This is a genomic window from Paenibacillus stellifer (genome assembly GCF_000758685.1).
Taxonomy (GTDB): Bacteria; Bacillota; Bacilli; order Paenibacillales; family Paenibacillaceae; genus Paenibacillus_AQ; species Paenibacillus_AQ stellifer.
Genome location: NZ_CP009286.1, coordinates 4,009,160 through 4,032,667, shown reverse-complemented (window position 1 = coordinate 4,032,667; position 23,508 = coordinate 4,009,160). Strand labels below are relative to the sequence as shown.

Here is a 23,508-nt window from a genome sequence, read left to right as displayed (position 1 = left end):
AACATGCGTATCGTATTAAGCGGTGGCGGAACGGGAGGGCATATTTATCCCGCCGTCGCCGTCGCCAGGCAGCTGGAAGCGGAGGAAGAGCCCTCCGCGTTTTTATATATCGGCGGAACAAGAGGGCTGGAGAGCAAGCTGGTCCCCCAGGAGAATCTTCCGTTCCGCGCGATCGACATCACCGGATTCCGCAGAAGTCTGTCCCTGGACAATGTGAAGACCGTCATGCGGTTTCTCAAGGGTGTCCGGGAATCCAAGAAGATGCTGAAGGAGTTCAAGCCTGATGTCGTCGTGGGGACGGGCGGCTACGTGTGCGGGCCCGTCGTCTACGCGGCGTCCAAGCTTGGCATTCCCACGCTTATTCATGAGCAGAATGCGATCCCGGGCCTGACCAACAAGTTCCTGAGCCGGTATGCCAGTACGGTAGCCGTCAGCTTTGAAGGAACGGAGTCGGCTTTTCCGGGAGGCAAGAGAGTCATCTACACCGGCAACCCCCGGGCGACCACAGTCAGCGCGGCCAATCCGAAGCGGGGATACGCTTCATTGGGCATCCCCGAGAACAGTACGGTCGTGCTGGTGGTCGGAGGAAGCCGCGGAGCGAAGGCGATCAACGAGGCGATGATCGGAATGGCGCCCTTGACCAAGAAAGAGCCGAATGTGCATTACGTGTACGTTACTGGCGAGCCTTACTTCGAAGACACGCGCAAGCAGCTGCGGGAGAAGCTGGGCAGCCTGCCGAACTGGCTGCATGTCGTTCCCTACATCCACAATATGCCGGAGGTACTTGCGTGCACGTCGCTTATTGTGAACCGCGCGGGAGCGTCGTTTCTGGCGGAGATTACGGCTCTCGGGATACCTTCCGTGCTGATTCCTTCGCCCAACGTCACGAACAACCACCAGGAAGCCAATGCGCGCCAGCTGGAGAAGGCGGGAGCGTCCGTCGTCATTCTGGAGAAGGATTTGACCGGAGAGTCGCTGTATCGATCGGTCTCTTCCATCACGAGTAACGGAGAGCTTCGCCGGTCAATGTCGGAGGCCTCGCGGAAGCTGGGCAAGCGGGATTCCGCCGGAGTGATTGTGCACGAGCTTCGCCGGTTGGCCGCGCGAAAGTAAGAGCTATTCCACGGTTGGGATTTCGGACTTTTCGGGCTTCACGCAAGCCTGGCCGGTCTTATACGGCCCAAGGCAGCGTCCGCCTGTACGCCGTTCTGTCACACACCTGAGAGCTGCTACATACGATATCTTATAAATCGTGACAATCACCCAGAGCTGCTTGCCGCGGATAGGCAAAAGGCGCGCTCACCGCGCCTGCCGGCCAATTCAGCGCCGCGCGTCTTCCGGCAGGCGGCCGACCCTGACGGCCTGAGCGTCCTGGACCAGGCATCTGTGCACCATGGAGCAGGGGGTGAGCGGTAATCTCGGAGGTGACACATTGGACAAATTGGTGATTGAGGGCGGAATTCCCCTGTCCGGCACCATTCGTATCCATGGAGCAAAGAACGCGGCGCTGCCGATTCTGGCGGCGAGTCTGCTTGCCGAAGGCGTTCACTCGTTGGGGAACGTGCCGAAGCTGCTGGACATTTACACCATGCTGGCGATTTTGGAACGGCTCGGCTGCGTTGCCGAACATGACGGGGATGCCGTAACGGTGGATACGTCAACGGCATGCTCCTCCCATGTGCCGGAGGATCTGATGAAGCAGATGCGGTCTTCCATCTTCCTGATGGGGCCTCTGCTGGCGAGGTTCGGGGAGGTTACGATCTATCAGCCGGGCGGCTGCGCGATCGGCGAGCGCAAGATCGATCTTCATCTGCGCGGACTGCAGTCGCTGGGGGCGGAAATCGAAGAGTCCGGAGGCAAGATCCGCTGCCGGGCCGAACGCTTGAAGGGCGCAGACATTCATCTGGATTATCCGAGCGTCGGCGCGACCGAGAATATCATGATGGCGGCTGCGACCGCAGAGGGCACGACGACGATCACGGGGGCGGCGAGAGAGCCGGAAATTCAGGATCTTCAAAATTTCCTGAATGCGATGGGAGCCTCGATTATCGGCGCGGGCACCGACACGATTACGGTTCAGGGCGTTCAGACCCTGCGGCCCTGCCGGTATGAAGTAATCCCCGACCGCATCGTCGCGGGCACCGTCATGATCGCCGCCGCGGCGACCCGGGGAGACGTGACGCTTACCCATACGAATGCCGGGCACCTGAACGCTCTGATTCATGTACTGAAGCGCGCCGGTGTTCAAATCTCGGTCTGCAATGATATAATTAATATCAGTTGTATGGGACGCCCCCGTGCGGTGGAGCGGATCGTAACCTCGCCCTATCCGTCGTTTCCGACGGATCTGCAGTCGCAGATCATGGTGTTGCTGGCGCTGGCGGACGGCTTCAGCGTTATCAAAGAAACGGTCTTTGAGGGCAGATTCAAGCATGTGGAAGAAATGGTGCGAATGGGAGCCGATATTACGACGGATCTGAACCGTGCATTTATCCGCGGCGTCAAGCGCCTGTACGGTGCAACCGTTGAGGCAACTGATTTGCGGGCCGGCGCCGCGCTTGTCATCGCCGGACTGGCCGCACAGGGAACAACCGTCGTGGAGCAGGCGCATCATATTGACAGAGGCTATGACGGCATCGAGCACTTGTTCCGGAAGCTGGGCGCCCGAATTATCCGCAAGACGCCCGTGCCAGGGCCGATCGATCTGGCCAATTAATCGTCTCTGCCCTCCTCCGGCTTAATTGCTGGCGGAGGGGGCAGAGCTTTAACTACGGAGAAGTGGTCATGACAAATACGAGGATGCCTGTCCTGCAAGAGGACAAGCCCAAGAAGAAAAAGAGCCGAAAACTCACAGTGATCCTGATGCTGCTCTTCGCCGCGCTGCTGGGCGTTGTCTTCTTCCGTTCCCCGGCGAGCCGGATCACGGAGATAGACTTTCTCGGCAGCAAGTATTCCACTCAGGAGGAGCTGCTGAAGCAGAGCGGGCTCAAGAAGGGCGGACAATACTTCGCCGTCTCGAAGGAGAAGGTGGCAGAGTCGCTTCAGAGTCTGAAGACGGTGCAGAAAGCGATGGTTGAGAAGTCTTTTCCGGGCACTATTACCGTCCAGATAACGGAATATCCAGCCGTTGCTTATGAAATCGATACCTCGGGAAGCTTGAAGGCGATTCTGTCCAGCGGAGCTTCGGTGTCGATCGATGATAGCGGAATTGCCGTGGAGAAGCCGATTCTTACCGGGTGGAAGCCGTCCGATCCTTACCGGTCCAAGCTGTGCGCGGCGCTTGCGGACATCCCGAACGAGCTGACCAGCGACATATCGGAGATCGTTCCCTCGCCGACGCCTTCTTTTCCGGACCGGATCAAGCTGTATACCCGCTCAAGGTTTGAGGTCATCACGGCCGTTTCACTGCTGAAGGATAAGGTGGGGTATTTGAACGAGGTCATCGAGACGAACAGCCCCGGAACCATTACCATGCTGGAAGCCGATTCCTATGTTCCTTTCATACCTGAAACAAACAATGAAGAGGAAGAGAATTAGCCCCTACTCATAAGGGATAAAAAATGCTACAATCGGTTTTATGGGCTATAATGTTTTATCCCTCTTTTTTCTTCGGATTTTTTAATAGCGCTGAGACTCCTCGAATTCTTTCTTTCTTGGATTATTTTCCAGTTTAGAGCGCTTCATACCGTTTAAAAAATTTGTAGAAAAAAGAGGGAAAGGATTAGGCATGGTGGAATTAGTAGAAAGACGTATACCGTACCTAATCGAAGATATGGAAACCATTACGTCAAACAGGAGGTGCCATAGGGCTTGAGCAACAATGACATCATTGTTAGTTTGGACATCGGTACATCCAAAGTTCGGGCAATAATCGGGGAAGTAACCAACGGAACCTTGAATATTATCGGTGTAGGATCTGCCGACTCGGAAGGCATTCGCAAGGGCGCGATCGTGGATATTGACCAGACGGTCCAGTCCATCAAGAACGCGATCCAGCACGCCGAGCAAATGGTGGGCATTCAAATATCCGAAGTGTATGTCGGCATTTCCGGCAACCATATCGGTCTGCAATCCAGCCATGGCGTCGTAGCCGTGCAGAATGAAGATCGCGAAATCGGCGAAGAAGACATTCTGCGTGTTCTGAAAGCGGCCGAGGTAATTGCGCTTCCGCCGGAACGCGAGGTGATCGACGTCGTCGCCAAGCAATATATCGTCGATGGTCTTGAAGGCATTCAGGACCCGCGGGGCATGATTGGCGTCCGCCTTGAAGTGGAAGCCACCATCGTGACCGGCGCCAAGACACCCATACATAACCTGCTGCGCTGTGTGGAGAAATCGGGTTTGAAGATCAAAGACCTGGTGCTGATGTCTCTCGGAGCCGGCGGGTTAGCGTTATCCAAAGACGAGAAGTCGATGGGGGCGGTGCTGGTCGATATCGGGGCAGGCGCTACGACGATAGCCGTATATGAAGAAGGTTCCCTGATTGCAACCTCCACTATACCGATCGGCGGAGAATTTGTAACGAATGATATTGCCTACGGTCTGCGCACGTTGACTGACCAGGCTGAGAAGGTCAAGCTGAAATACGGCTGCGCCTGGATCGAGGACGCGGCATCTGATGTCGTCTTCAAGGTGCTGCGCATCGGCAGCAACGTGGAGAAGGAGTTCAACCAGGAGGATCTGGCCGCGATTATCGAGCCGCGCGTGCAGGAGATTTTCCAGCTGATCCGCCAGGAAGTGAAGCGTCTCGGGTTTACCGACCTCCCCGGAGGTTATATACTAACGGGTGGTACTGTATCCATGCCGGGTGTGCTTAAGGCGGCGCAGTCGGAGCTTTCGGCTTCCGTCCGGATCGCGGTTCCCGATTATATCGGGGTTCGGGACCCCGGATATACCGGCGGCGTGGGCATTCTGCATCATGTCGTTCGCAGCTACCGCGGCCGCACTGCAGGCGCCAGCGCGAACAAGAAGACAGTGAACCGCAGCAGCAAGCCAAGCGCAGCTCCGAGCCAGGAAGCGGCTCCGAAGCAGGGATTTGTGGAACGTTTAAAAAATATTTTCAGCGATTTCATATAGCGAACGTCCAGAACTACTTGGACCGGCCATCCAAGCACTTTGAGGGGGAGAGGGAACATTATGTTGGAATTTGATTTTGAAATGGAGAGCTTGGCGCAGATCAAGGTCATCGGCGTTGGCGGCGGCGGCAGCAATGCTGTCAACCGGATGATTGAAAACGGCGTTCAGGGCGTGGAATTCATCACGGTAAATACAGACGCCCAGGCGCTGCATATGGCCAAATCGGAGCATAAATTGCAAATCGGGGACAAGCTGACACGCGGGCTGGGAGCTGGCGCCAACCCTGAAGTCGGCAAGAAGGCGGCCGAAGAGTCCCGCGATTTGATTTCGAACACGCTCAAGGGAGCGGATATGGTATTTGTAACCGCTGGTATGGGCGGCGGCACCGGTACAGGAGCTGCGCCGGTCATCGCAGAAATCGCCAAGGAATGCGGCGCGCTTACCGTAGGCGTCGTGACGCGTCCCTTCACCTTTGAAGGCCGCAAGCGTTCCAACCAGGCAGAACTCGGCATTGAGGCGCTGAAGGAGAAGGTCGATACGCTGATCGTGATCCCGAATGACCGCCTCCTTGAGATTGTCGACAAGAAGACTCCGATGCTGGAAGCGTTCCGCGAAGCGGACAATGTTCTCCGGCAGGCGGTTCAAGGCATCTCGGATCTCATCGCCGTTCCCGGCTTGATCAACCTTGACTTCGCCGACGTCAAGACGATTATGACCGAGCGGGGCTCGGCTCTGATGGGTATCGGTATCGCGACCGGCGAGAACCGCGCCTCCGAAGCTGCACGCAAAGCCATTATGAGCCCGCTCTTGGAAACCTCGATTGAGGGCGCGCGCGGCGTTATCATGAATATTACCGGCGGCTCCAATCTTTCGCTCTATGAAGTGAACGAAGCGGCCGAAATCGTGACCTCTGCCTCCGATCCCGAAGTCAATATGATCTTCGGTGCCATTATCGAGGAGAGCATGAAGGACGAAATCAAGGTTACCGTCATTGCGACAGGCTTCGAGCACAAGGGAGCCCCTGCTGTGCCGGGACGCCGTCCATCCGCGACTCAAAGTGAGCCGGCAGTGGACAAGAATAACAATCTCCGTCCATTCGGCAATCAGACGAGCTCGGATCAGCTCGACATTCCAACCTTCCTCCGCAACCGTTCACGGGGCAATCACGAGTAAGCCTAGACCTTTGCCTCTCCAAACGGCTTTCACCTTAACTTGGGTGAAAGCCGTTTTTTTTAATGCCGTCATCCCATAAATCTCGACAAAAAAACCTTCACTTCCTCCCCTACGTTTAGACAGACTTTGAACCTTGAACTTTCTATACTATTCCTATCGCAGCTAAAGACCGTGAGCCAAGCCTGTGTGCCCGCAGGACATTACATATGGCAGAGGTGAGGAGATGGTCGTTTATATCGATTTGATTTTTGCCGCCAATCTGCTGATCGACGCTGTACTGCTGGGATTGACAGGTTGGATGGTTAAGATCAAGATCCGCTGGTGGAGGCTTTGGCTGTCCGCGCTGGTCGGTGCGTTGTATGTGGTGATGATGTTTGTTCCCGAGCTATCATTTCTGTACACCTTTCTGATCAAATTCGGACTGTCCCTGATCATGCTCTTGACCGCATTCGGATGGAGGAGCCTGCAAAGCTTCATGAGAAATCTTGGCGCGTTCTATATCATCAATTTTGCGGCAGCGGGCGGTGTGATTGGTGTTCACTATTTGCTGCAAAGCTCAGGCGACATCTGGAACGGCATTCTCTATACCGCTGCGGGAGGCTATGCCTACCGGCTAAAAATCGGCTTCTGGTTCATCCTGGCCGTACTGCTGGCTGTGCTTGGCTGCTACAAAGCCGTCCTCTCTTCACGGGCGAAGAGAGAGAAGCTTGAGACCTTTATCGGCTCGGTAAAGGTGGAGATCGGCGGGGTGTCCGTGTGCTGCCCCGGGCTCCTCGATACCGGCAACCGGCTCTATGATCCGCTGACCCGGACACCGGTCATGGTCATGGAGGCATCGCTTTGGGAAGATTATTTGCCGCCAGGCTGGAAAGGGCGAATCTCGCAGGAAGGCGCCGAGCAGCTGGTGCTGGAACTGGACGGGCAGTCCTTTGCCTGGCGCGACCGGCTGAGGCTTGTACCGTACAGGGGAGTCAACCGGTCGGCTTCGTTCATGCTCGCCCTGAAGCCCGATGCGGTGGAGGTCACGCTGGGAGGAGACACCTTCAGCCACCGCAAGGTGCTTATCGGGCTGGATGGCGGAACCCTGTCCTCGGAGGGAGCCTACCAGGCGATTATCCATCCCGATCTGGCGGAGGGAACATCAGCCGAGGACCCGGGAGGCGCTGCCTGACCGGGGAATATGTGCAGCATGGCTTCCGGAACGCCGATGCCATCTTCATTCTCCCGGACAGCGGAGCGAATGTTACAAGCCTGCTTGTCCGAACTTCTGGAAGGAGGAACAACGATGATCAAATGGAGACTGGCCTTTCAGCTCCAGTATTACCGCGTGCTGTTTCTGCTGGGGCTGAAAAGCCAGGAAATCTACTATATCGGCGGCAGCGAGGCGCTGCCCCCGCCACTGACCCGTGAAGAAGAGGATTATTTGCTTCAGCGGCTCCCAAGCGGCGATTCAGCCGTCAGAGCCATGCTGATCGAGCGGAATCTGCGCCTGGTAGTCTACATTGCGCGCAAATTTGAGAATACCGGAATCAATATCGAGGATCTGGTCTCTATCGGTGCGATCGGCCTCATTAAGGCGGTTAATACCTTTGATCCCGAGAAGAAGATCAAGCTGGCCACTTACGCGTCCCGCTGCATCGAGAATGAGATCCTGATGTACCTGCGACGCAACAACAAGACGCGCAGCGAGGTGTCTTTTGACGAACCGCTGAATATCGACTGGGATGGGAATGAGCTGCTGCTATCGGATGTGCTGGGGACGGAGAACGACACCATTTACCGGAATATTGAGGAGCAGGTAGACCGCAAGCTGCTGCAGAAGGCACTGGAGAAGCTGAGCGAGCGGGAACGGCTTATTATGGAGCTGCGCTTCGGGCTTCGGGGCGGAGAGGAGAAGACGCAGAAGGATGTGGCGGATCTTCTCGGTATTTCCCAGTCCTACATTTCCCGTCTTGAGAAAAGAATTATCAAGCGCCTTCGCAAGGAGTTCAACAAGATGGTGTAATCGTCTGAAGGCGAGCCGGTGCCCTGATCAAGGGACGTGCATCCAAGAATCCGGCCGCTCCGCTCAAGGGTACAAGCAAGGAATAAAATGGCCTGCCGGGGAGATAATGTACAGTAATGTTTCTCCTTGGGAGGTTAATCATCATGACCCGAAACAAAGTCGAGATATGCGGAGTGGACACCGCCAAGCTGCCCGTTCTGACGAACGTGGAAATGCGTGAACTGTTCACTTTGCTGCAGCAGCAGGGCGAGAAATCCGCCAGAGAGAAATTGGTGAACGGCAACCTGAGGCTGGTCCTCAGCGTCATTCAGCGGTTCAATAACCGGGGGGAGTATGTGGATGACCTGTTTCAGGTGGGCTGCATCGGGCTGATGAAGGCCATCGATAACTTTGATTTATCGCAGAACGTTAAATTCTCCACTTATGCCGTTCCGATGATTATCGGCGAGATTCGCAGGTACTTAAGAGATAACAATCCGATTCGCGTCTCCCGTTCCCTCAGGGATATCGCCTACAAGGCGCTGCAGGTTCGGGACAGCCTGACCAACCAAAATTCACGGGAACCCACCATTTTCGAAATATCGGAGGCGCTTGGTGTTCCCAAAGAAGATGTGGTCTTCGCGTTGGATGCGATTCAGGATCCTGTGTCCCTCTTCGAGCCGATCTATCATGATGGGGGAGACCCCATTTATGTAATGGACCAGATCAGCGACGACAAGAACAAGGACGTCTCCTGGATTGAGGAAATCGCCCTGCGGGAAGCGATGCGGCGTCTCGGACAGCGCGAGAAACGCATTCTGTCGATGCGTTTCTTTGAGGGGAAGACCCAGATGGAGGTAGCCGAGGAAATCGGCATTTCCCAGGCCCAGGTCTCCCGTCTGGAGAAATCGGCGATCCAGCAGATGCAGAAGCATGTGAAATCCTAAGTAAATACGAAAGCTTACGGCATATTCAATCCCACCCGGGGCATTCCCGAAGGTGGGGTTGTTTTTTTAATGAATGCGTCCAAGCCGCCCGGACATATAGTATGGATATACGCGTGCAAGAGGTGGGGGACATGAATCAGGAAACGGCGGCTGGGGGTAAAAAAATGAGGATATCCGACTTCCAGGCCAAGGACGTCATTAACGTGGTTGACGGACGGCGGCTGGGCCAGATCAGCGATCTGGAGCTTGATCTTCGGCGTGGCGTTATCGAGGCGATCGTTGTGCCAGGCTATACAAGATTTCTCGGACTGTTCGGCGGAGGCGCAGATCTCGTGATCCCGTGGCGGAATATCGTCAAGATCGGCTCCGATGTGGTGCTGGTTAAAATGGAGGAACCGCGTCCTTCCCAGGAAACCGAAGATCGGGAGATTCTGGTGCTGCAGCGCGAGGACCGGAATGAGCGGAATGATCGAAATGAACGGAGTGAACGCCGCGCCTATTAACCAACGTCAGGTCACGAGGAAACCCGCTCTTTCTTTTTCCGTATATACGAAGAAGCTGTATGAAGCCGCATCGTGACTTATGATACACTTAAAGGCGGGGTGAGAGAATGGAACCATTTGTTAGGTTGAAAAAAGAGCCGGCTCTTTATGAACTGCAGCCTTGGAGAGGGCTTTATCCGGGACTTGTAGCGGGCTTCACCGGAAGGAGCGGTGGCATCAGCTCTGAACCGTACACGAGCTTGAACTGTGCCTTTCATGTCGGAGACATTCCGGAGGATGTCATCTCGAACCGGGAGACGGTCGCCGGGACTCTCGGCTTCGCGCTGAAAGACTGGACATGCGGCGAGCAGGTACACGGAGCGGACATTGCGGTCGTAAGAGAGGAAGACAGAGGGAGGGGCAGCCTGGACCGGTCTTCGGCCTTTCAGAACACAGACGGCCTGTTGACCAATGTACCCGGCGTTCTGCTTACCTCCTTCTATGCGGACTGCGTGCCGCTCTATTTCTGCGATCCTGTCTTGGGCGCCGTCGGCCTTGCCCATGCAGGCTGGAAAGGTACGGTGGCTGAAATCGCGCTTGCAATGGTCCGGCAGATGGAGGAGACCTATGGCAGCAGACCGGAGGAAATCCGCGCCGCAATCGGTCCAAGCATCGGCGGCTGCTGCTACGAGGTCGACGACTTCGTTATGGACCGCGTCCGCGCGCTGGAAGGCAGCCTTCCGCCAGTGGAAAAAGGCGCGGAGGTACTGTACCGCCCTTCGGGAGCAAATGCCGGCAAAATGCTGCTTAACTTGAAAGAATTGAACCGACGCATTATGATAAAAGCAGGAATATTGACGACTCATATCGAAACTACATCTTGGTGTACAAGCTGTAATCGCGATTTGTTCTTCTCCTTCCGTAAGGAAAATGGAGTGACGGGACGAATGGCGAGTTTGATCGGAATAAAGGAGAGTTGACCGTTGTCCTCGACATTGCAGGAAAGAATAGCCGAAGTCAGCCGGCGCGTTAAGCGCGCCTGCGAAAGAAGCGGACGCAGCAGCCAGGACGTTACAGTAATCGCCGTGACCAAATATGTGTCGCTCGAGAAGACGTCTGCCGTACTGGATGGCGGGCTTCAGGATATCGGAGAGAGCCGCTGGCAGGATGCGGAGAACAAGTGGAAGGCGCTCGGGAACCGGGGGACCTGGCATTTTATCGGGCATCTGCAGACTAATAAGGTAAAAGACGTTATCGGCAAGTTTCAATATATTCACTCACTGGATCGCTTGTCGCTGGCGAAGGAGCTTCAGCGCAAGGCGGAGGCGGCTGGTATTGACGTCAAGGTGTTTATTCAGGTGAACATCTCCGGCGAGGATACCAAATTCGGGCTGGAACCGGAGAAGATGCCTGATTTTTTGCGGGAGATCGCGGGTTACAACAACCTCAAGGTGATCGGACTGATGACCATGGCGCCGCATGAAGAAGATCCGGAGCTTACGCGGCCCGTCTTCCGCGGTCTTCGCGAGTTGAGGGACAAGCTTAATGGTCTTGAACTGACGCCGGAGCCGATTACGGAGCTGTCGATGGGAATGTCGAACGATTTTGAAGTGGCGATTGAAGAAGGAGCCACCTGGGTTCGCCTGGGTACGGTGTTGGTAGGCCATGAGGAGGGATCGTAATGGGCGTGATGAACCGGTTTATGAGTTTTTTGGGCTTGCAGGAAGAGGAAGAGGTCGTTGAACGCGAGGCGCTAACGCAGCATGAGGAAGAGGAACTGGCGCCGGCTCCGGTCGAGCATCGCAAAAATCAGCGGGCAGGCAATGTGGTCAGTATCCATTCGCAGAAGAACGTGAAGGTTGTGCTGTATGAGCCGCGGTCGTATGACGAAGCCCAGGAAATCGCCGACCATCTCCGCTCGCACCGAACCGTGGTCGTCAATCTCCAGCGGGTCCGCAACGATCAGGCGATGCGGATCATCGATTTCCTGAGCGGAACAGTGTACGCCCTGGGCGGCGGCATTTCCAAGATCGGCGGCAACATTTTCCTCTGCACGCCGGATACAGTGGAAATTCAAGGATCCATTTCGGAAATCCTGGCAGACGACCAAGACTATAACAGAATGAGGTGAATGGGCGTTGCCCCAAATCTATTCAATAATAAACATACTGTACAATATCTATTTCTATATGATTCTCTTCTACGTACTGATGTCCTGGCTCCCCAACGTCCGCGACAATTTTATCGGAGAGCTGCTGGGCAAGCTGGTTGAACCGTATCTCCGGCCTTTCCGGCGGATCATTCCGCCCCTGTTCGGCACGATCGACTTCTCGCCCATTGTCGCACTGTTCGTTCTGGAGCTGGCGATGAGAGGGCTCGTCGCGGTTCTGAACTACCTGATCGCATAGCCTATGAAGAACGATATCAATGGACATTTTCACCCTGATGAACGGCCGTTTGTGGACCAGGCCTATGAGTGGGTGGAGAACGCAGCGCGGTATCATGAAGCCAAGCTGACCGATTTTCTCGATCCCCGTCAGGGTTATATTCTGCATACTCTGGTTAACCGGCATCCGGACGTCCAGGTCAAATGGGACGGCGGACATGAGGAAGCGGAGCGCAGAAGGGCTCTAATCGCGCCGGATTACCGCAGTTTGGACGGCGAAGACTTGGGACTGCAGGTTCTGAACATCGTACCGGAAGAACAGAAGCAGTCTGACCTGGAGCATGGAGATTATATGGGTTCCCTCCTGGGACTCGGAATCAAGCGCAGCAAAATCGGCGATATTCACGTCCTTCCCGGCGGCTGTCATGCCGTAGTGACGTCGGATATCGCCGATTATTTAGCTCTTCATCTGAGCAGCGTCGGCCGCGCTTCGGTAAGCGTAGAGGTCCTTCCCGTCTCGGCACTTAAGACAGCCGAGGTCAAGCTGGACCCGGTGGAGCTAACCGTCTCCTCGCTGCGCCTCGACGGCATTGCCGCCGATGTGGTCCGCCTGAGCCGGAGCAAAATCCTCGCCCCGATTAAGGCGGGACGTGTGCGGGTAAATTGGAAGGTAGAAGAAGATCCGTCCAGTCATTTGAAGGAAGGCGATGTCGTCTCCGTTCAGGGCTTTGGCCGTTTCAAGATGCTTGAGGTCGGAAGCCTGACCAAGAAAGGCCGTTACCGGGTCAAGGTCGGGAAATTTGTATAAATTTCTTGCAGGAATTTCTCATGGCTTGTCGAAATTGATTAACTCTATAGGGCAGCTAACATTTGCGGAGCTGGACGCCGATAATTGTTGGAGAGCAGATTTTCGTGAATCCGGCAGGTGAAGAGGGCCGCTCGTCCTGTCCCGAACTTGGTTGCTCAGACTTACTTCTTCATCCTGAGGGATGAATGGACGGCAGGGCGTAACCGGCCCGAAATTTCTAGGAGGTGCACAGCATGCCATTAACGCCGCTCGATATACATAACAAGGAGTTTGCCCGGCGGCTCCGAGGTTATGATGAAGACGAGGTCAATGAGTTTCTTGATCAGGTTATCAAGGACTACGAGAGTGTCATCCGGGAGAACAAGGAGCTGAACAACCAGCTTCTGGCGCTCCAGGAGCGGCTTGACCATTTCACGAACATCGAGGATACTTTGTCGAAGACGATTATCGTAGCCCAGGAGGCTGCCGATGAAGTGAAGAACAACGCCAAGAAGGAAAGCCAGCTGATCATCAAGGAAGCGGAGAAGAACGCGGACCGGATTATCAACGAGGCGCTGTCCAAATCGCGCAAAATTGCGATTGAGACCGAAGAGCTGCGTAAGCAGGCTTCGATCTACCGCACCCGGTTCCGGACGCTTGTGGAAGCGCAATTGGAGTTGCTGTCCCAGGATGATTGGGACGCGCTGGAGAGCCGCGAGGTCAAAGAAGAGGTATTTTAAGGGGAAATCCAAACCGGGATTCGCCATGAATTTTATATTCAGCATGCGGCAGCGCAGCCGTATGTTATCGGTCATACAGCATATGCCGATCGTTCCCATGAAGGGGACGGTCGGCTTTTTCGCGTTAATTGTGTTAATTAAGCGGATTTCGATCAGAGAGGGGGAGGAACAGGACAAGGATGGGACATCGGAATGGGAAGCCCGATTCAATCTTAAACAGCGCCGGTCGGGGTGAAGACCGGAGTAAAACCGGGAAGACGCAGCACTCTGGGGAATCATCGCAGACACCCCATGATGAAGCGTTCAAAAAGCTGCTGCAGACTTTTTTCGCAGAATTTCTCGAACTGTTTCTGCCAGAACTCGCCTGCCAGTTGGATCACGGTCACACCCGTTTTTTGCAACAGGAACTGCTTGTTGATATTGTGGGCCAGGAAGCGCGGCAACTGGATTTGCTGCTTGAAACCCGGATTCGCGAGGGCGCCGCCTTTGTGCTGGTGCACCTGGAACCTCAATCCTACCGGGACGATACCTTTCATGAGCGGATGTTCATCTATTTCAGCCGTTTGTTCGAAAGGCATCGCAACGAGTATAGACTGATGATTCCGATTGCGGTTTTCACGATGGATGACGAGCGGGAGGAGCGGGACACTCTCGTTATGAAATTGCCTGAACATGATATTTTGCGGTTTCAATTTCTGCAGGTTAAGCTGAGGCGGAACAATTGGCGGGATTTTATCAACTCCGACAACCCGGTAGCTGCTGCGCTGCTGGGGAAGATGAGATATACTAAGAAGGAAGCAAGGGAACTGCGGACGGCATATTTGCGCATGCTGCTCCGGCTCCGCAGAGAATTGGACGATGCCAGGCTAGCCCTTATTATGTCGATTGCGGATTTGTACTACGATCCCTCGCAGGAGGAAGACGAAGCCATTGTCCGCGAGCTGCGTGAGATGGGCGAAGAAGAGGAGGCGAGAGAAATCATGGAATTGATGCCGGCTTGGAAACGCTGGGGTTATGAGGAAGGTATTGAACAAGGCATTGAGCAAGGCATTGAGCAAGGAATCGAACAGGGGATCGAGCAAGGTGTTGAGCAGGGCCGGTTGATGGAAAAAGAAAAGGTGGCCCGGAACCTGATTTCACTCGGGCTCGACACCCCGACAATCGTCAAAGCAACAGGGCTGGATTCCCAGCAGATTGAAGCGATGCGCCAAAAGACAAAATAATTACGGTATCGCCCGCCTGTTGACATTTAACGTCAAAGAAGCTATAACTATAACATATCTGAAACGTATCATATGAATTCGATGACGGGACAAGTACGCCATGGCTGTGATCCCCAGAGAGTCGGCATCCTGCTGCAAGCCGATGTTCATCCCATGCCGGAATATCCTCCCCAAGAAGCGAGTCCGAAGCGGATTTTTCCTCCGTGCGTAAGGCGAGCCGTCAACCGGACGTTACACCGGACCCGCGTGACTTGCGCGGGAGCTGAGATCGCGATTGTCTGTGCCGTTAAGGCAGAGCCAGCGCGGAATTAGGGTGGTATCGCGAGCGTCGCCTCGCCCCTTAGGGGGCGGGGCGTTATTTGTGTTTGCCGGTGGTCATCCCCCTAAATCCCCCTTTGTAAGGGGGACCCCAAGGGCTGCGCCCTCTGGACACCCGCAATTTTTGTTGTTGAGCAGGGTTCGGTGCGTTTGGGGGAGGGGGTTGGTGCAGGGAGCGGCCCTTCTCGCGCATTCCCCTGGCGGGGATTGCGCTCGGGGCCTTTCATGCGCTGTCCGGCTGCGCGCGCCTCTGCCCCGCGCGCAATTGGCCCCTCGCGAAAGCTGCCCCTGCGGGGTTCGCGGCTCGGGTGCCATAGTTGAGCGGCCGCTTGCGGCAAGCGGGCCTACCGCCAACGTAACTCAAACCCCGCCTCTGCCCCGGATATCGACAAACTTTCCGGGTGTCCAGAGGGCGGAGCCCTTGGAGTCCCCTGAAAGTTTCCCATGGAAACTCTCTTCGAAAGCATACGCTTGGCAAGGGGGATTGAGGGGGATCGATTTTATTAAGGAGTTGACTTAGAATGCAAAAAGTAGATATCAAAGAAAAAGCGCGTGACCGTGACGTCCGCATCTTGAAGAAATGGAACGAGGAGAATACGTTCCGGAGATCAATTGATAACCGCGAAGGCAAGCCGAACTATGTCTTCTACGAAGGCCCGCCGACCGCTAACGGCGCGCCGCATATCGGGCATGTGCTGGGCCGCGTAATCAAGGACTTCATCGGCCGCTATCAGACGATGAAGGGCTACCGCGTCGTCCGCAAAGCGGGCTGGGATACGCATGGCCTGCCGGTTGAGCTCGGCGTTGAGAAGCAGCTTGGCATCTCCGGCAAGCAGGAGATCGAAGCTTATGGCGTGGAGAAATTCATCAAGAAGTGTAAGGACAGCGTCTTTAACTACGAGAAGCAGTGGCGCGAATTTACGGAAGCGATCGGGTACTGGACCGATCTCGACAACCCTTATGTGACGCTGAACAACACCTACATCGAGAGTGTATGGAACATCCTGGCGACGGTTCATGACAAAGGTCTGCTGTATCGTGGACACCGCGTCAGCCCGTACTGCCCAAGCTGCCAGACGACGCTGAGCTCGCATGAAGTGGCGCAGGGCTATAAGACGGTCAAGGATCTCAGCGCCACGGCCAAATTCAAGCTTGATGACAGCGGCGAATACGTGCTGGCCTGGACTACGACGCCTTGGACGCTGCCGGCGCATATGGCGCTTGCGGTTAATCCGGACATGGATTATGTGCGCGTTGAGCAGGAAGACGGCGTGTACATCATGGCCAAGAATCTGGTCGAAGAAGTTGCCAAAGGAGATCACAAGGTGCTGTCCGAGCTGAAAGGCTCCGAACTGGTCGGCAAAACATATCAGCCGCCGTTCAGCTATATCAAGGCTGAGCGCAGCAATGTCATCGTCGGCGCTTCGTTCGTAACGGATGCCAGCGGTACCGGTATTGTTCACATGGCGCCGGCACACGGCGAGGATGACTACAAAGCCTGCCGCGAGAACGGCATCAGCTTCGTGAACGTAGTGGACGCTTCGGGCAAGTACACGGATACGGTGACGGATTTTGCCGGGCGCTTCGTGAAGGACTGCGACCTTGACATCGTCAAGGCGCTTTCGGAGAAAGGGCTGCTCTACGGCAAGGAAAAATACGAGCACAGCTATCCGTTCTGCTGGCGCTGCGATACTCCGTTGCTGTACTACGCGACGGACAGCTGGTTTATTGCCACAACGGCCATCAAGGATCAGCTGATCGCCAACAACAATGGCGTAGACTGGTATCCGGGACATGTACGCGAAGGCCGTTTCGGCAAGTTCCTTGACGAGCTTGTGGACTGGAACATCAGCCGCAACCGTTACTGGGGCACTCCGCTGAACGTCTGGGTCTGCCAGGAGACGGGCAAGGAATTCGCGCCGCACAGCATCGCGCAGCTGAGAGAAATGGCGATCGGCGATGTGCCTGAGGACATCGAGCTGCATAAGCCGTATGTGGATGAAATCAAGCTGCGCAGCCCGTTCAAGGAAGGCGCGGAAATGGTCCGCACATCCGAAGTGATCGACGTCTGGTTCGACAGCGGCTCGATGCCGTTCGCGCAGAGCCATTATCCGTTCGAGAACGAGGATAAGCTGGAAGATCAATATCCGGCAGATATGATCTGCGAAGGCATCGACCAGACGCGCGGCTGGTTCTACAGCCTGCTGGCGGTGTCCACGCTGTTCAAGGGCAAGGCGCCTTACAAAGCGGTTATCGCAACCGGCCACATTCTCGACGAGAACGGCCAGAAGATGTCCAAATCCAAGGGTAATGTCATCAACCCGTGGGATATCATGAATGAGTATGGCACCGACGCCTTCCGGTGGGCGATTCTGTCGGACAGCGCGCCGTGGAACAACAAGCGCTTCTCTCGCGGCCTTGTCGGAGAGAGCAAATCCAAAGTCGTCGACACGCTGGTCAACACCCATTCGTTCCTGACCTTGTACGCTGGCATTGACGGTTACGATCCGGCCCAGCATCCGTTCAAGCTCTCGTCCCACAAGCTGGACCGCTGGATTCTGTCCCGTCTGAACAGCCTGATCCTGGTTGTGGACAAAGGACTAGCGATCAATGACTTCGTCAACTCGTCCAAGGCAATCGAGAACTTTATCGACGAGCTGAGCAATTGGTACATCCGCCGTTCGCGCGACCGGTTCTGGGGCAGCGGGCTGGGCGAAGAGAAGCTGGACGCTTACCGTACGCTGACTCATGTCCTGCTGACGACGGCGAAGATTGTGGCGCCGTTCATGCCGATGCTGGCCGAGGATATCTTCGTCAACCTGGGCGGAGGCGAGAGCGTGCATCTGGCCGACTATCCGGCCGCCGACGAGAGTCTGATCGATACGGAACTGGAGCAGAATATGGAGAGCGCCCGTAATATCGTCGAGCTGGCGCGCAACGTGCGGAACGAGACGGGAATCAAGACCCGCCAACCGCTGTCCGAGCTCATCGTTTCGATTGACCAGAGCTTCAGCGTCGCGGATTACGAGGAGATCATCAAGGACGAAATCAACGTCAAGAACATCGTGCTGGAGACGAGCGACAGCGGATTTGTCGATTTCACACTCAAGCTGAATTTGAAGGTCGCCGGTAAAAAATACGGCAAAAACGTCGGCTTCATCCAGGGCTTTCTGAAGTCTATGGACAGCGACGCAACCCGTGAGGTGGTTCAAAGCGGCCAACTGGCGCTCACTTCGACGGAAGGCGAGGAACTGACGATCACTGCGGAAGAGCTGCTGATCGACAAGCAGGCCAAGCCGGGCTTCGCTTCCGCTTCCGGCTACGGCATCACCGTTGCACTGAATACGGAAATCACACCTGAGCTTGAGCAGGAAGGCTGGGTCCGCGAAGTGATCCGCGCTGTGCAAGATTACCGCAAACGGCTTGATCTGCCGATCGACAAGCGCGTAGCACTGTCGCTTAATGTGGACGCCGAGCTGAAAGAGGCGGTTACCGCTTTTGAAAATGTCCTGAGAGATAATGTTCTGGTGACAACTGTCAATTTCATCGACGATTTGGTGCCGGAGACGGTGGATATCGGCGGCAAAACAATCGGCATTCTGATCGGATAAAGGCGGCGAATGACCTGTCCACAAAGCGCATATACTAGGGAAGAAAGGTTCGCAGACGTATAACTTGCGGGTAAGTGACTGAAAGCTTCTGCCCGCAAAGTGACGAGTCCCGGGGGAAGGAGGGCACTCCTTCCCCCGGGCTCGTCTTACGTTGCGGCGCTAAAGGGACGGAGGCAGGAGTCATGAGGAAGCCGAACGGCCAGGAGCCTGGCCGATATCCAAGGTCCGAACAGGACAAAGGAATGAATATGCCGCCCGTGAGGCAGCCCGATCTCCCGGACCCGGAGAAGCTGGATGCGGTATACCGGTTCGCCACAGGCTGGGCGCAGCGCATGGAGAAATCGCGGGTCATGGAATATACGGAGCTGCTGTATTCCCCTTGGCGGCTGATCTGGCTGAACTTGCTCTCGGGAGTTGCGCGAGGGGTTGGAATCGCGATCGGGTTCACCTTTTTCGCGGCAACCATTATCTATGTTCTGCAGGTGCTGGGGGCGCTCAATCTGCCGATCATCGGGGATTATATCGCAGACATCGTGCGCATTGTGCAGCATCAGCTTCAACTGAATACGTACTGACAGGGAGCAGCCGCATGGCTACTCCCTCTGATTTTTGCCGCCATATGGATCGAGGAGGAAGTCTCCTTCTCCGCTGTCCAAATAGCGCTTATACTGCGGACCGCCGATGACGGTTACTTCGGTTCCGGTAATATCGGTGGCGATGAAGTTTTCCCAGGGCTCCACCCAGCCGTCCGGGTCATCCGCTTCGATCTCCATGTCATTGTATGAGTCGATGTTGCTGCTCTCAGCCATTGCCGGGGAGTTGGAGCTGCCGTAGCTTTCAACGATCTGCCAGGCGTCCTCACCATCGAAGCCGCTGTACTCATGCTCATCCATGCTGCTTCGTCCAAAGGGCGGAGCCAAAAATTCCTCTTCCACCGGCCGGGTATGCGGCTTCTCCTGTCTTGGACTATGCTCCTTCAGGTATTTGGCAGTGGGGAGGGCGTTAAGCCGTTCATATGGAATGGGCTTGCCGGTCGCGGCGCAAATGCCGTAGGTTCCGTCTTCCATGGACTTAAGCGCTTCGTCAATCGCGGCCAGCTCCAGCTCCTCGCGCTCCTGGATAGAGATATCCATGGAACGATGATAGAGGTCGGTGGCAGCATCCGCCGGGTGATTATCGATTTCGGTTAAATCGCCGCTCATATCGCGCATGGACTCCTCCAGACCATGGTTGTCAAGGTCATGCAGTCTGGAACGGATATCCTCCCGCTGCGCGATCAGCCGGCTGCGTAGTTCCGATAGCTGCTCGGGGGTCAGGTGATTCATGGGCCCATCTCTCCTTTCCGTCTCGGACGAACGCCGCTGCGAGCGGCCTTGTCTTCTTCGTTTAGGGTAGCCGTTTGACGCTTATTTTACTAAATCAACATTTTCATGCCCTTCCCAAAATAACCTGACAGACAGGCCCAATGGACGGGTTCTAAAGGCCTGTGCTACAATATATAAGCCGCAATATGCATTTGAATCGGCTTTAAAAGGGACAATTAGAACGGAGTGACGAGCTGAAGTGATCTATTATCTGATCGCGCTGATTATGTTTCTGCTTGACCAGGGAACCAAGTATTTGATTTCCACCCGCCTTGCAATCAATGAACAAATTCCGGTGATCGGGAACTTTTTTGTCATTACCTCGCACCGCAACCGCGGCGCCGCGTTCAGCATCCTGCAGAACCAGCGGTGGTTTCTCGTTGTGGTCACGATTGTCGTATTAGCAGGTATCGTATGGTATATGAACAAGTTGAAAAATACGCGGCGCCTGCTGTCCACAGCGCTTGGACTTGTGCTCGGAGGAGCGGTTGGCAATTTTATCGACCGGGCGCTGACTGGCGAGGTTGTCGACTTTCTGATGTTCAACTTCGGCAGCTATACGTTCCCGATCTTTAATGTCGCGGATTCCTGCATTGTGGTCGGGGTTGCTCTGATCATTCTGGACTCTCTGCTTGATATGCGGGGCAGCCAGACGGAAGTCGTTGAAGTGAAGGAAACAAGCGATCCGCAGGGAAAGGAATGAAGATCTTTGGTTAAGGACGACCGCAATGAGCGGATGGAGGACGAGGCTTCGGAATCGGGTGCCGTCGTCTGGACCGTTCAGGAGGAATACGCCCGCGAACGCATCGACAAATATATTACCGAGTCCTGGGAGGAGGAGATCTCCCGGTCTCAGGTGCAGCAGTGGATTGAAGGCGGGTATGTAACGGTTGGAGGACGTCCGGTTAAAGCCAACTACAAACTCGCGGCCGGGGATGAAATCTCCGTTACCGTTCCGGAGCCTGCCGCGTCGGAGCTGACACCGGAATCGATCCCGCTTGACATTACCTATGAGGATTCGGATGTGATTGTTATTAACAAACCGCGCGGAATGGTTGTTCATCCGGCTGCGGGCCATCCCTCGGGCACTCTTGTCAATGCCTTGATGTATCACTGCAAGGACTTGTCGGGAATAGGTGGCGAGATTCGGCCGGGGATTGTGCACCGGATCGACAAGGATACGTCGGGCCTCATCATGGCGGCGAAGAATGATGCCAGCCACAATTCGCTGGCGGCTCAGCTGAAAGCTCATAGCGTGACCCGCCAGTATTTGGCGGTTGTTCAGGGCAATATGGCGCATGATCAGGGAACGGTGGACGCGCCGATCGGCCGTGACCCTCATGACCGCAAGCTGTACACCGTCACGGAGAAGAACAGCAAGCGGGCCGTTACCCATTTTACGGTAGTGGAGCGGTTCGGCGATTGTACACTGTTGCAGCTTCAACTGGAGACCGGAAGAACGCATCAGATTCGCGTTCATATGAAGTTCATCGGCCACCCGCTGGTGGGGGACCCGGTGTACGGGCGCAGCAAAGGCGTCCATATGGAAGGCGGACAGGCTTTGCATGCCGCTGTGCTGGGATTTGTGCATCCATCCTCGGGTGAATATATGGAGTTCTCCGCTCTGCTGCCGGAGGATATGGAGGATCTGCTGGCCCGTCTGCGGAGCAGATAAGTACAAATGAACAGCCGATTTGTCCATTCTATTGACGCGGGGTTTGCGGCATAGTTGATGTACAGGGTTTAAAAGGAAGGCGGTCTGCGTCACACGCGGACTCATCTATATTAAAGGACCAGGAGTGAGGACGTTCTCATGAGTATCGAACAATATCAGAACACGTATATTCAGAACAGCTTTGCCGACCGGATCGGCGGGGCGAACTACGGCAAGGACACCAACATCTATAAATTCGAGAAGATCAAGCGCGCCAAGGCTTCGGCGAAGAAGGATTTTCCGGATATCGAACTGATCGATATGGGTGTAGGTGAACCGGATGAAATGGCGGATGCAGGCATTGTCGCCAAGCTTGCGGAAGAAGCGGCCAAGGAAGAGAACCGCGGATACGCCGACAACGGGATTGCCGACTTCAAGGAAGCGGCCGCCAAATATCTGAAGGAAGTCTTTAATGTAGACGGAATCAATCCGGAGACGGAAGTGCTGCACTCCATCGGTTCCAAGCCCGCTCTGGCGATGCTGCCGTCCGCTTTTATCAATCCGGGCGACATTACGATCATGACGATTCCGGGATACCCGGTTCTTGGCACACATACGAAATATTTGGGCGGCCAAGTGTATACGGTCGAGCTCAAGAAAGAGAACAACTTCCTCCCGGACCTTAGCTCCATTCCGGAAGAGATCGCCTACAAGGCGAAGCTGATCTACCTGAACTATCCGAACAATCCGACGGGCGCAAGCGCGACTCCGGAATTTTTTGCCGAAGTGGTGGCGTGGGCCAAGAAGTATAACGTTGTCGTTATTCATGACGCTCCGTATGCCGCATTGACCTATGACGGTCTGAAGCCGCTCAGCTTCTTGTCCGTTCCGGGTGCGAAGGATGTGGGCGTGGAGCTGCACTCCTTGTCCAAATCGTACAACATGACGGGCTGGAGAATCGGGTTCGTTGCCGGCAACCCGCTGATCGTGAAGGCGTTCGGCGACGTGAAGGACAACAACGACTCCGGTCAGTTTATCGCGATCCAGAAGGCTGCCGCTTACGGTCTGGCTCATCCGGAGATTACCGAAGCAATTGCAGCCAAGTATTCCCGCCGCCACAACCTGCTGGTTGATGCGCTGAACAGCCTGGGCTTCAAGGCTGAGAAGCCGAAGGGCTCCTTCTTCCTGTATGTAGAAGCTCCTAAGGGCGTCAAGAACGGCCGCCGCTTCGAATCCGGCGAAGATTTCTCCCAATATCTGATCCGCGAGAAGCTGATCTCCACGGTGCCGTGGGATGATGCCGGCGCGTTCGTGCGCTTCTCCGTTACCTTCATCGCCAAGGGTGAAGAAGAGGAGCTGCGGGTTATTTCCGAAATCAAACGCCGCCTGAGCGACGTTGAGTTTGAATTCTAAGATTAATATGACAAGGCGCCTTAAGTCCTTTGGACTTGGGCGCTTTTCTTTTTCCCCACAAAACTTCTTCCCAATTAATGATAATCTCCAGGTATATTTTGGACCTGCGGGTAAATATCTCAATATGAAAACGGCATGCATGTAAAATTCCTAGTGGGTTAACCTAATTTTGAACATATTCGAGGGTAATAGTTGACATGTCCCGTTCGCTCTGTCATAATCGTAACGATAAATGAATAGCGCCTTTAAATCAGTCCCGTGAGGCTGGCAAGGTTACGTGAATCGAGGTTCGCGGTTTTATTGAAGGAATCCGTCTGTCTGTACGGAGTTCTTTTGCTGCGCACCCACCA

Annotated in this window: 24 protein-coding genes; 23 read left to right on the top strand and 1 reads right to left on the bottom strand. The window is 55.1% G+C overall.

Going from position 1 to position 23,508, the window contains the following annotated elements:
* The first annotated feature begins 3 nt into the window (after positions 1-3).
* From murG to PSTEL_RS18595, 20 genes are all read left to right on the top strand, one after another.
* Positions 4-1,113, top strand: a complete 1,110-nt coding sequence (murG, locus tag PSTEL_RS18685; protein ID WP_038697634.1) for an undecaprenyldiphospho-muramoylpentapeptide beta-N-acetylglucosaminyltransferase — start codon at positions 4-6, stop codon at positions 1,111-1,113.
* A 319-nt stretch (positions 1,114-1,432) separates the two neighbouring features.
* Entirely contained in the window at positions 1,433-2,716 is a 1,284-nt protein-coding gene (gene murA, locus PSTEL_RS18680; RefSeq protein WP_038697631.1) for a UDP-N-acetylglucosamine 1-carboxyvinyltransferase, read from the top strand.
* A 68-nt stretch (positions 2,717-2,784) separates the two neighbouring features.
* On the top strand, positions 2,785-3,537 hold the full coding sequence (locus PSTEL_RS18675; RefSeq protein ID WP_038697630.1) for a cell division protein FtsQ/DivIB: 753 nt from the start codon (positions 2,785-2,787) through the stop codon (positions 3,535-3,537).
* A 273-nt stretch (positions 3,538-3,810) separates the two neighbouring features.
* The gene (gene ftsA / locus PSTEL_RS18670) at positions 3,811-5,076 is read left to right on the top strand and encodes a cell division protein FtsA (protein WP_038697628.1); all 1,266 of its coding nucleotides are present in this window, start codon (positions 3,811-3,813) and stop codon (positions 5,074-5,076) included.
* A gap of 60 nt (positions 5,077-5,136) precedes the next feature.
* Positions 5,137-6,249, top strand: coding sequence for a cell division protein FtsZ (gene ftsZ, locus PSTEL_RS18665; protein ID WP_038697626.1), 1,113 nt, complete (start codon positions 5,137-5,139; stop codon positions 6,247-6,249).
* Positions 6,250-6,472: 223 nt separating this feature from the next.
* Positions 6,473-7,420: a sigma-E processing peptidase SpoIIGA gene (spoIIGA, locus tag PSTEL_RS18660; protein ID WP_038697624.1), complete on the top strand. Its 948-nt coding sequence runs from the start codon at positions 6,473-6,475 to the stop codon at positions 7,418-7,420.
* Positions 7,421-7,534: 114 nt separating this feature from the next.
* Positions 7,535-8,254 carry an RNA polymerase sporulation sigma factor SigE gene (gene sigE, locus PSTEL_RS18655; RefSeq protein WP_038697622.1) on the top strand — a complete coding sequence of 240 codons (720 nt, stop codon included), beginning with the start codon at positions 7,535-7,537 and terminating at the stop codon, positions 8,252-8,254.
* A 143-nt stretch (positions 8,255-8,397) separates the two neighbouring features.
* Positions 8,398-9,180, top strand: a complete 783-nt coding sequence (gene sigG, locus PSTEL_RS18650; protein ID WP_038697620.1) for an RNA polymerase sporulation sigma factor SigG — start codon at positions 8,398-8,400, stop codon at positions 9,178-9,180.
* Positions 9,181-9,311: 131 nt separating this feature from the next.
* Positions 9,312-9,683, top strand: a complete 372-nt coding sequence (locus tag PSTEL_RS18645) for a YlmC/YmxH family sporulation protein (protein ID WP_038697618.1) — start codon at positions 9,312-9,314, stop codon at positions 9,681-9,683.
* A gap of 107 nt (positions 9,684-9,790) precedes the next feature.
* The gene (pgeF, locus tag PSTEL_RS28105) at positions 9,791-10,642 is read left to right on the top strand and encodes a peptidoglycan editing factor PgeF (protein ID WP_038697616.1); all 852 of its coding nucleotides are present in this window, start codon (positions 9,791-9,793) and stop codon (positions 10,640-10,642) included.
* 3 nt (positions 10,643-10,645) lie between these two features.
* Positions 10,646-11,344, top strand: coding sequence for a YggS family pyridoxal phosphate-dependent enzyme (locus PSTEL_RS28100; protein WP_038697614.1), 699 nt, complete (start codon positions 10,646-10,648; stop codon positions 11,342-11,344).
* A complete protein-coding gene (locus tag PSTEL_RS18630; RefSeq protein WP_038697612.1) occupies positions 11,344-11,793 on the top strand; it encodes a cell division protein SepF in 450 nt (149 codons plus the stop codon). The genes PSTEL_RS28100 and PSTEL_RS18630 overlap by 1 nt, the downstream gene beginning before the upstream one ends.
* A 7-nt stretch (positions 11,794-11,800) precedes the next feature.
* Positions 11,801-12,070: a YggT family protein gene (locus PSTEL_RS18625; protein WP_038697610.1), complete on the top strand. Its 270-nt coding sequence runs from the start codon at positions 11,801-11,803 to the stop codon at positions 12,068-12,070.
* A 3-nt stretch (positions 12,071-12,073) separates the two neighbouring features.
* Positions 12,074-12,856 carry a YlmH family RNA-binding protein gene (locus tag PSTEL_RS18620; RefSeq protein WP_038697608.1) on the top strand — a complete coding sequence of 261 codons (783 nt, stop codon included), beginning with the start codon at positions 12,074-12,076 and terminating at the stop codon, positions 12,854-12,856.
* A gap of 233 nt (positions 12,857-13,089) precedes the next feature.
* The gene (locus PSTEL_RS18615; protein WP_038697606.1) at positions 13,090-13,575 is read left to right on the top strand and encodes a DivIVA domain-containing protein; all 486 of its coding nucleotides are present in this window, start codon (positions 13,090-13,092) and stop codon (positions 13,573-13,575) included.
* Between the two features lie 61 nt (positions 13,576-13,636).
* On the top strand, positions 13,637-13,810 hold the full coding sequence (locus PSTEL_RS28040) for a hypothetical protein (RefSeq protein ID WP_169744513.1): 174 nt from the start codon (positions 13,637-13,639) through the stop codon (positions 13,808-13,810).
* Positions 13,755-14,798: an Rpn family recombination-promoting nuclease/putative transposase gene (locus PSTEL_RS18610; RefSeq protein WP_052098680.1), complete on the top strand. Its 1,044-nt coding sequence runs from the start codon at positions 13,755-13,757 to the stop codon at positions 14,796-14,798. Before PSTEL_RS28040 ends, PSTEL_RS18610 begins: the two co-directional genes overlap by 56 nt.
* Positions 14,799-14,879: 81 nt before the next feature.
* Positions 14,880-15,110 carry a hypothetical protein gene (locus PSTEL_RS28035; RefSeq protein ID WP_169744606.1) on the top strand — a complete coding sequence of 77 codons (231 nt, stop codon included), beginning with the start codon at positions 14,880-14,882 and terminating at the stop codon, positions 15,108-15,110.
* A 527-nt stretch (positions 15,111-15,637) separates the two neighbouring features.
* Positions 15,638-18,727 carry an isoleucine--tRNA ligase gene (gene ileS / locus PSTEL_RS18600; RefSeq protein WP_038697602.1) on the top strand — a complete coding sequence of 1,030 codons (3,090 nt, stop codon included), beginning with the start codon at positions 15,638-15,640 and terminating at the stop codon, positions 18,725-18,727.
* Between the two features lie 242 nt (positions 18,728-18,969).
* The gene (locus PSTEL_RS18595) at positions 18,970-19,302 is read left to right on the top strand and encodes a DUF5665 domain-containing protein (protein WP_052099283.1); all 333 of its coding nucleotides are present in this window, start codon (positions 18,970-18,972) and stop codon (positions 19,300-19,302) included.
* Positions 19,303-19,320: 18 nt separating this feature from the next.
* Here the strand turns inward: PSTEL_RS18595 and PSTEL_RS18590 are convergent, their stop codons facing one another.
* Entirely contained in the window at positions 19,321-20,052 is a 732-nt protein-coding gene (locus tag PSTEL_RS18590; RefSeq protein ID WP_038697600.1) for a TraR/DksA C4-type zinc finger protein, read from the bottom strand.
* Positions 20,053-20,290: 238 nt separating this feature from the next.
* Here PSTEL_RS18590 and lspA point away from each other — a divergent pair, with 238 nt between their 5' ends.
* The 3 genes from lspA to PSTEL_RS18575 all read left to right on the top strand — a co-directional run bounded on the left by lspA (position 20,291) and on the right by PSTEL_RS18575 (position 23,158).
* Complete coding sequence (gene lspA, locus PSTEL_RS18585; protein ID WP_038697598.1) at positions 20,291-20,794, top strand: signal peptidase II; 504 nt, start codon at positions 20,291-20,293, stop codon at positions 20,792-20,794.
* A gap of 33 nt (positions 20,795-20,827) precedes the next feature.
* The gene (locus tag PSTEL_RS18580; RefSeq protein ID WP_052099281.1) at positions 20,828-21,766 is read left to right on the top strand and encodes an RluA family pseudouridine synthase; all 939 of its coding nucleotides are present in this window, start codon (positions 20,828-20,830) and stop codon (positions 21,764-21,766) included.
* 138 nt (positions 21,767-21,904) lie between these two features.
* On the top strand, positions 21,905-23,158 hold the full coding sequence (locus tag PSTEL_RS18575; RefSeq protein ID WP_038697594.1) for an LL-diaminopimelate aminotransferase: 1,254 nt from the start codon (positions 21,905-21,907) through the stop codon (positions 23,156-23,158).
* Positions 23,159-23,508 lie beyond the last annotated feature (350 nt).

Excerpts from the sequence above, each read along its gene's own strand:
- murG (WP_038697634.1), top strand. The coding sequence starts at position 4 with ATGCGTATCGTATTAAGCGGTGGCGGAACGGGAGGGCATATTTATCCC.
- PSTEL_RS18675 (WP_038697630.1), top strand. The coding sequence starts at position 2,785 with ATGACAAATACGAGGATGCCTGTCCTGCAAGAGGACAAGCCCAAGAAG.
- ftsZ (WP_038697626.1), top strand. The coding sequence starts at position 5,137 with ATGTTGGAATTTGATTTTGAAATGGAGAGCTTGGCGCAGATCAAGGTC.
- spoIIGA (WP_038697624.1), top strand. The coding sequence starts at position 6,473 with ATGGTCGTTTATATCGATTTGATTTTTGCCGCCAATCTGCTGATCGAC.
- sigE (WP_038697622.1), top strand. The coding sequence starts at position 7,535 with ATGATCAAATGGAGACTGGCCTTTCAGCTCCAGTATTACCGCGTGCTG.
- sigG (WP_038697620.1), top strand. The coding sequence starts at position 8,398 with ATGACCCGAAACAAAGTCGAGATATGCGGAGTGGACACCGCCAAGCTG.
- PSTEL_RS18645 (WP_038697618.1), top strand. The coding sequence starts at position 9,312 with ATGAATCAGGAAACGGCGGCTGGGGGTAAAAAAATGAGGATATCCGAC.
- pgeF (WP_038697616.1), top strand. The coding sequence starts at position 9,791 with ATGGAACCATTTGTTAGGTTGAAAAAAGAGCCGGCTCTTTATGAACTG.
- PSTEL_RS18630 (WP_038697612.1), top strand. The coding sequence starts at position 11,344 with ATGGGCGTGATGAACCGGTTTATGAGTTTTTTGGGCTTGCAGGAAGAG.
- PSTEL_RS18620 (WP_038697608.1), top strand. The coding sequence starts at position 12,074 with ATGAAGAACGATATCAATGGACATTTTCACCCTGATGAACGGCCGTTT.
- PSTEL_RS18615 (WP_038697606.1), top strand. The coding sequence starts at position 13,090 with ATGCCATTAACGCCGCTCGATATACATAACAAGGAGTTTGCCCGGCGG.
- PSTEL_RS28040 (WP_169744513.1), top strand. The coding sequence starts at position 13,637 with ATGTTATCGGTCATACAGCATATGCCGATCGTTCCCATGAAGGGGACG.
- PSTEL_RS18610 (WP_052098680.1), top strand. The coding sequence starts at position 13,755 with ATGGGACATCGGAATGGGAAGCCCGATTCAATCTTAAACAGCGCCGGT.
- PSTEL_RS28035 (WP_169744606.1), top strand. The coding sequence starts at position 14,880 with ATGACGGGACAAGTACGCCATGGCTGTGATCCCCAGAGAGTCGGCATC.
- ileS (WP_038697602.1), top strand. The coding sequence starts at position 15,638 with ATGCAAAAAGTAGATATCAAAGAAAAAGCGCGTGACCGTGACGTCCGC.
- PSTEL_RS18595 (WP_052099283.1), top strand. The coding sequence starts at position 18,970 with ATGAATATGCCGCCCGTGAGGCAGCCCGATCTCCCGGACCCGGAGAAG.
- PSTEL_RS18590 (WP_038697600.1), bottom strand. The coding sequence starts at position 20,052 with ATGAATCACCTGACCCCCGAGCAGCTATCGGAACTACGCAGCCGGCTG.
- PSTEL_RS18580 (WP_052099281.1), top strand. The coding sequence starts at position 20,828 with ATGGAGGACGAGGCTTCGGAATCGGGTGCCGTCGTCTGGACCGTTCAG.
- PSTEL_RS18575 (WP_038697594.1), top strand. The coding sequence starts at position 21,905 with ATGAGTATCGAACAATATCAGAACACGTATATTCAGAACAGCTTTGCC.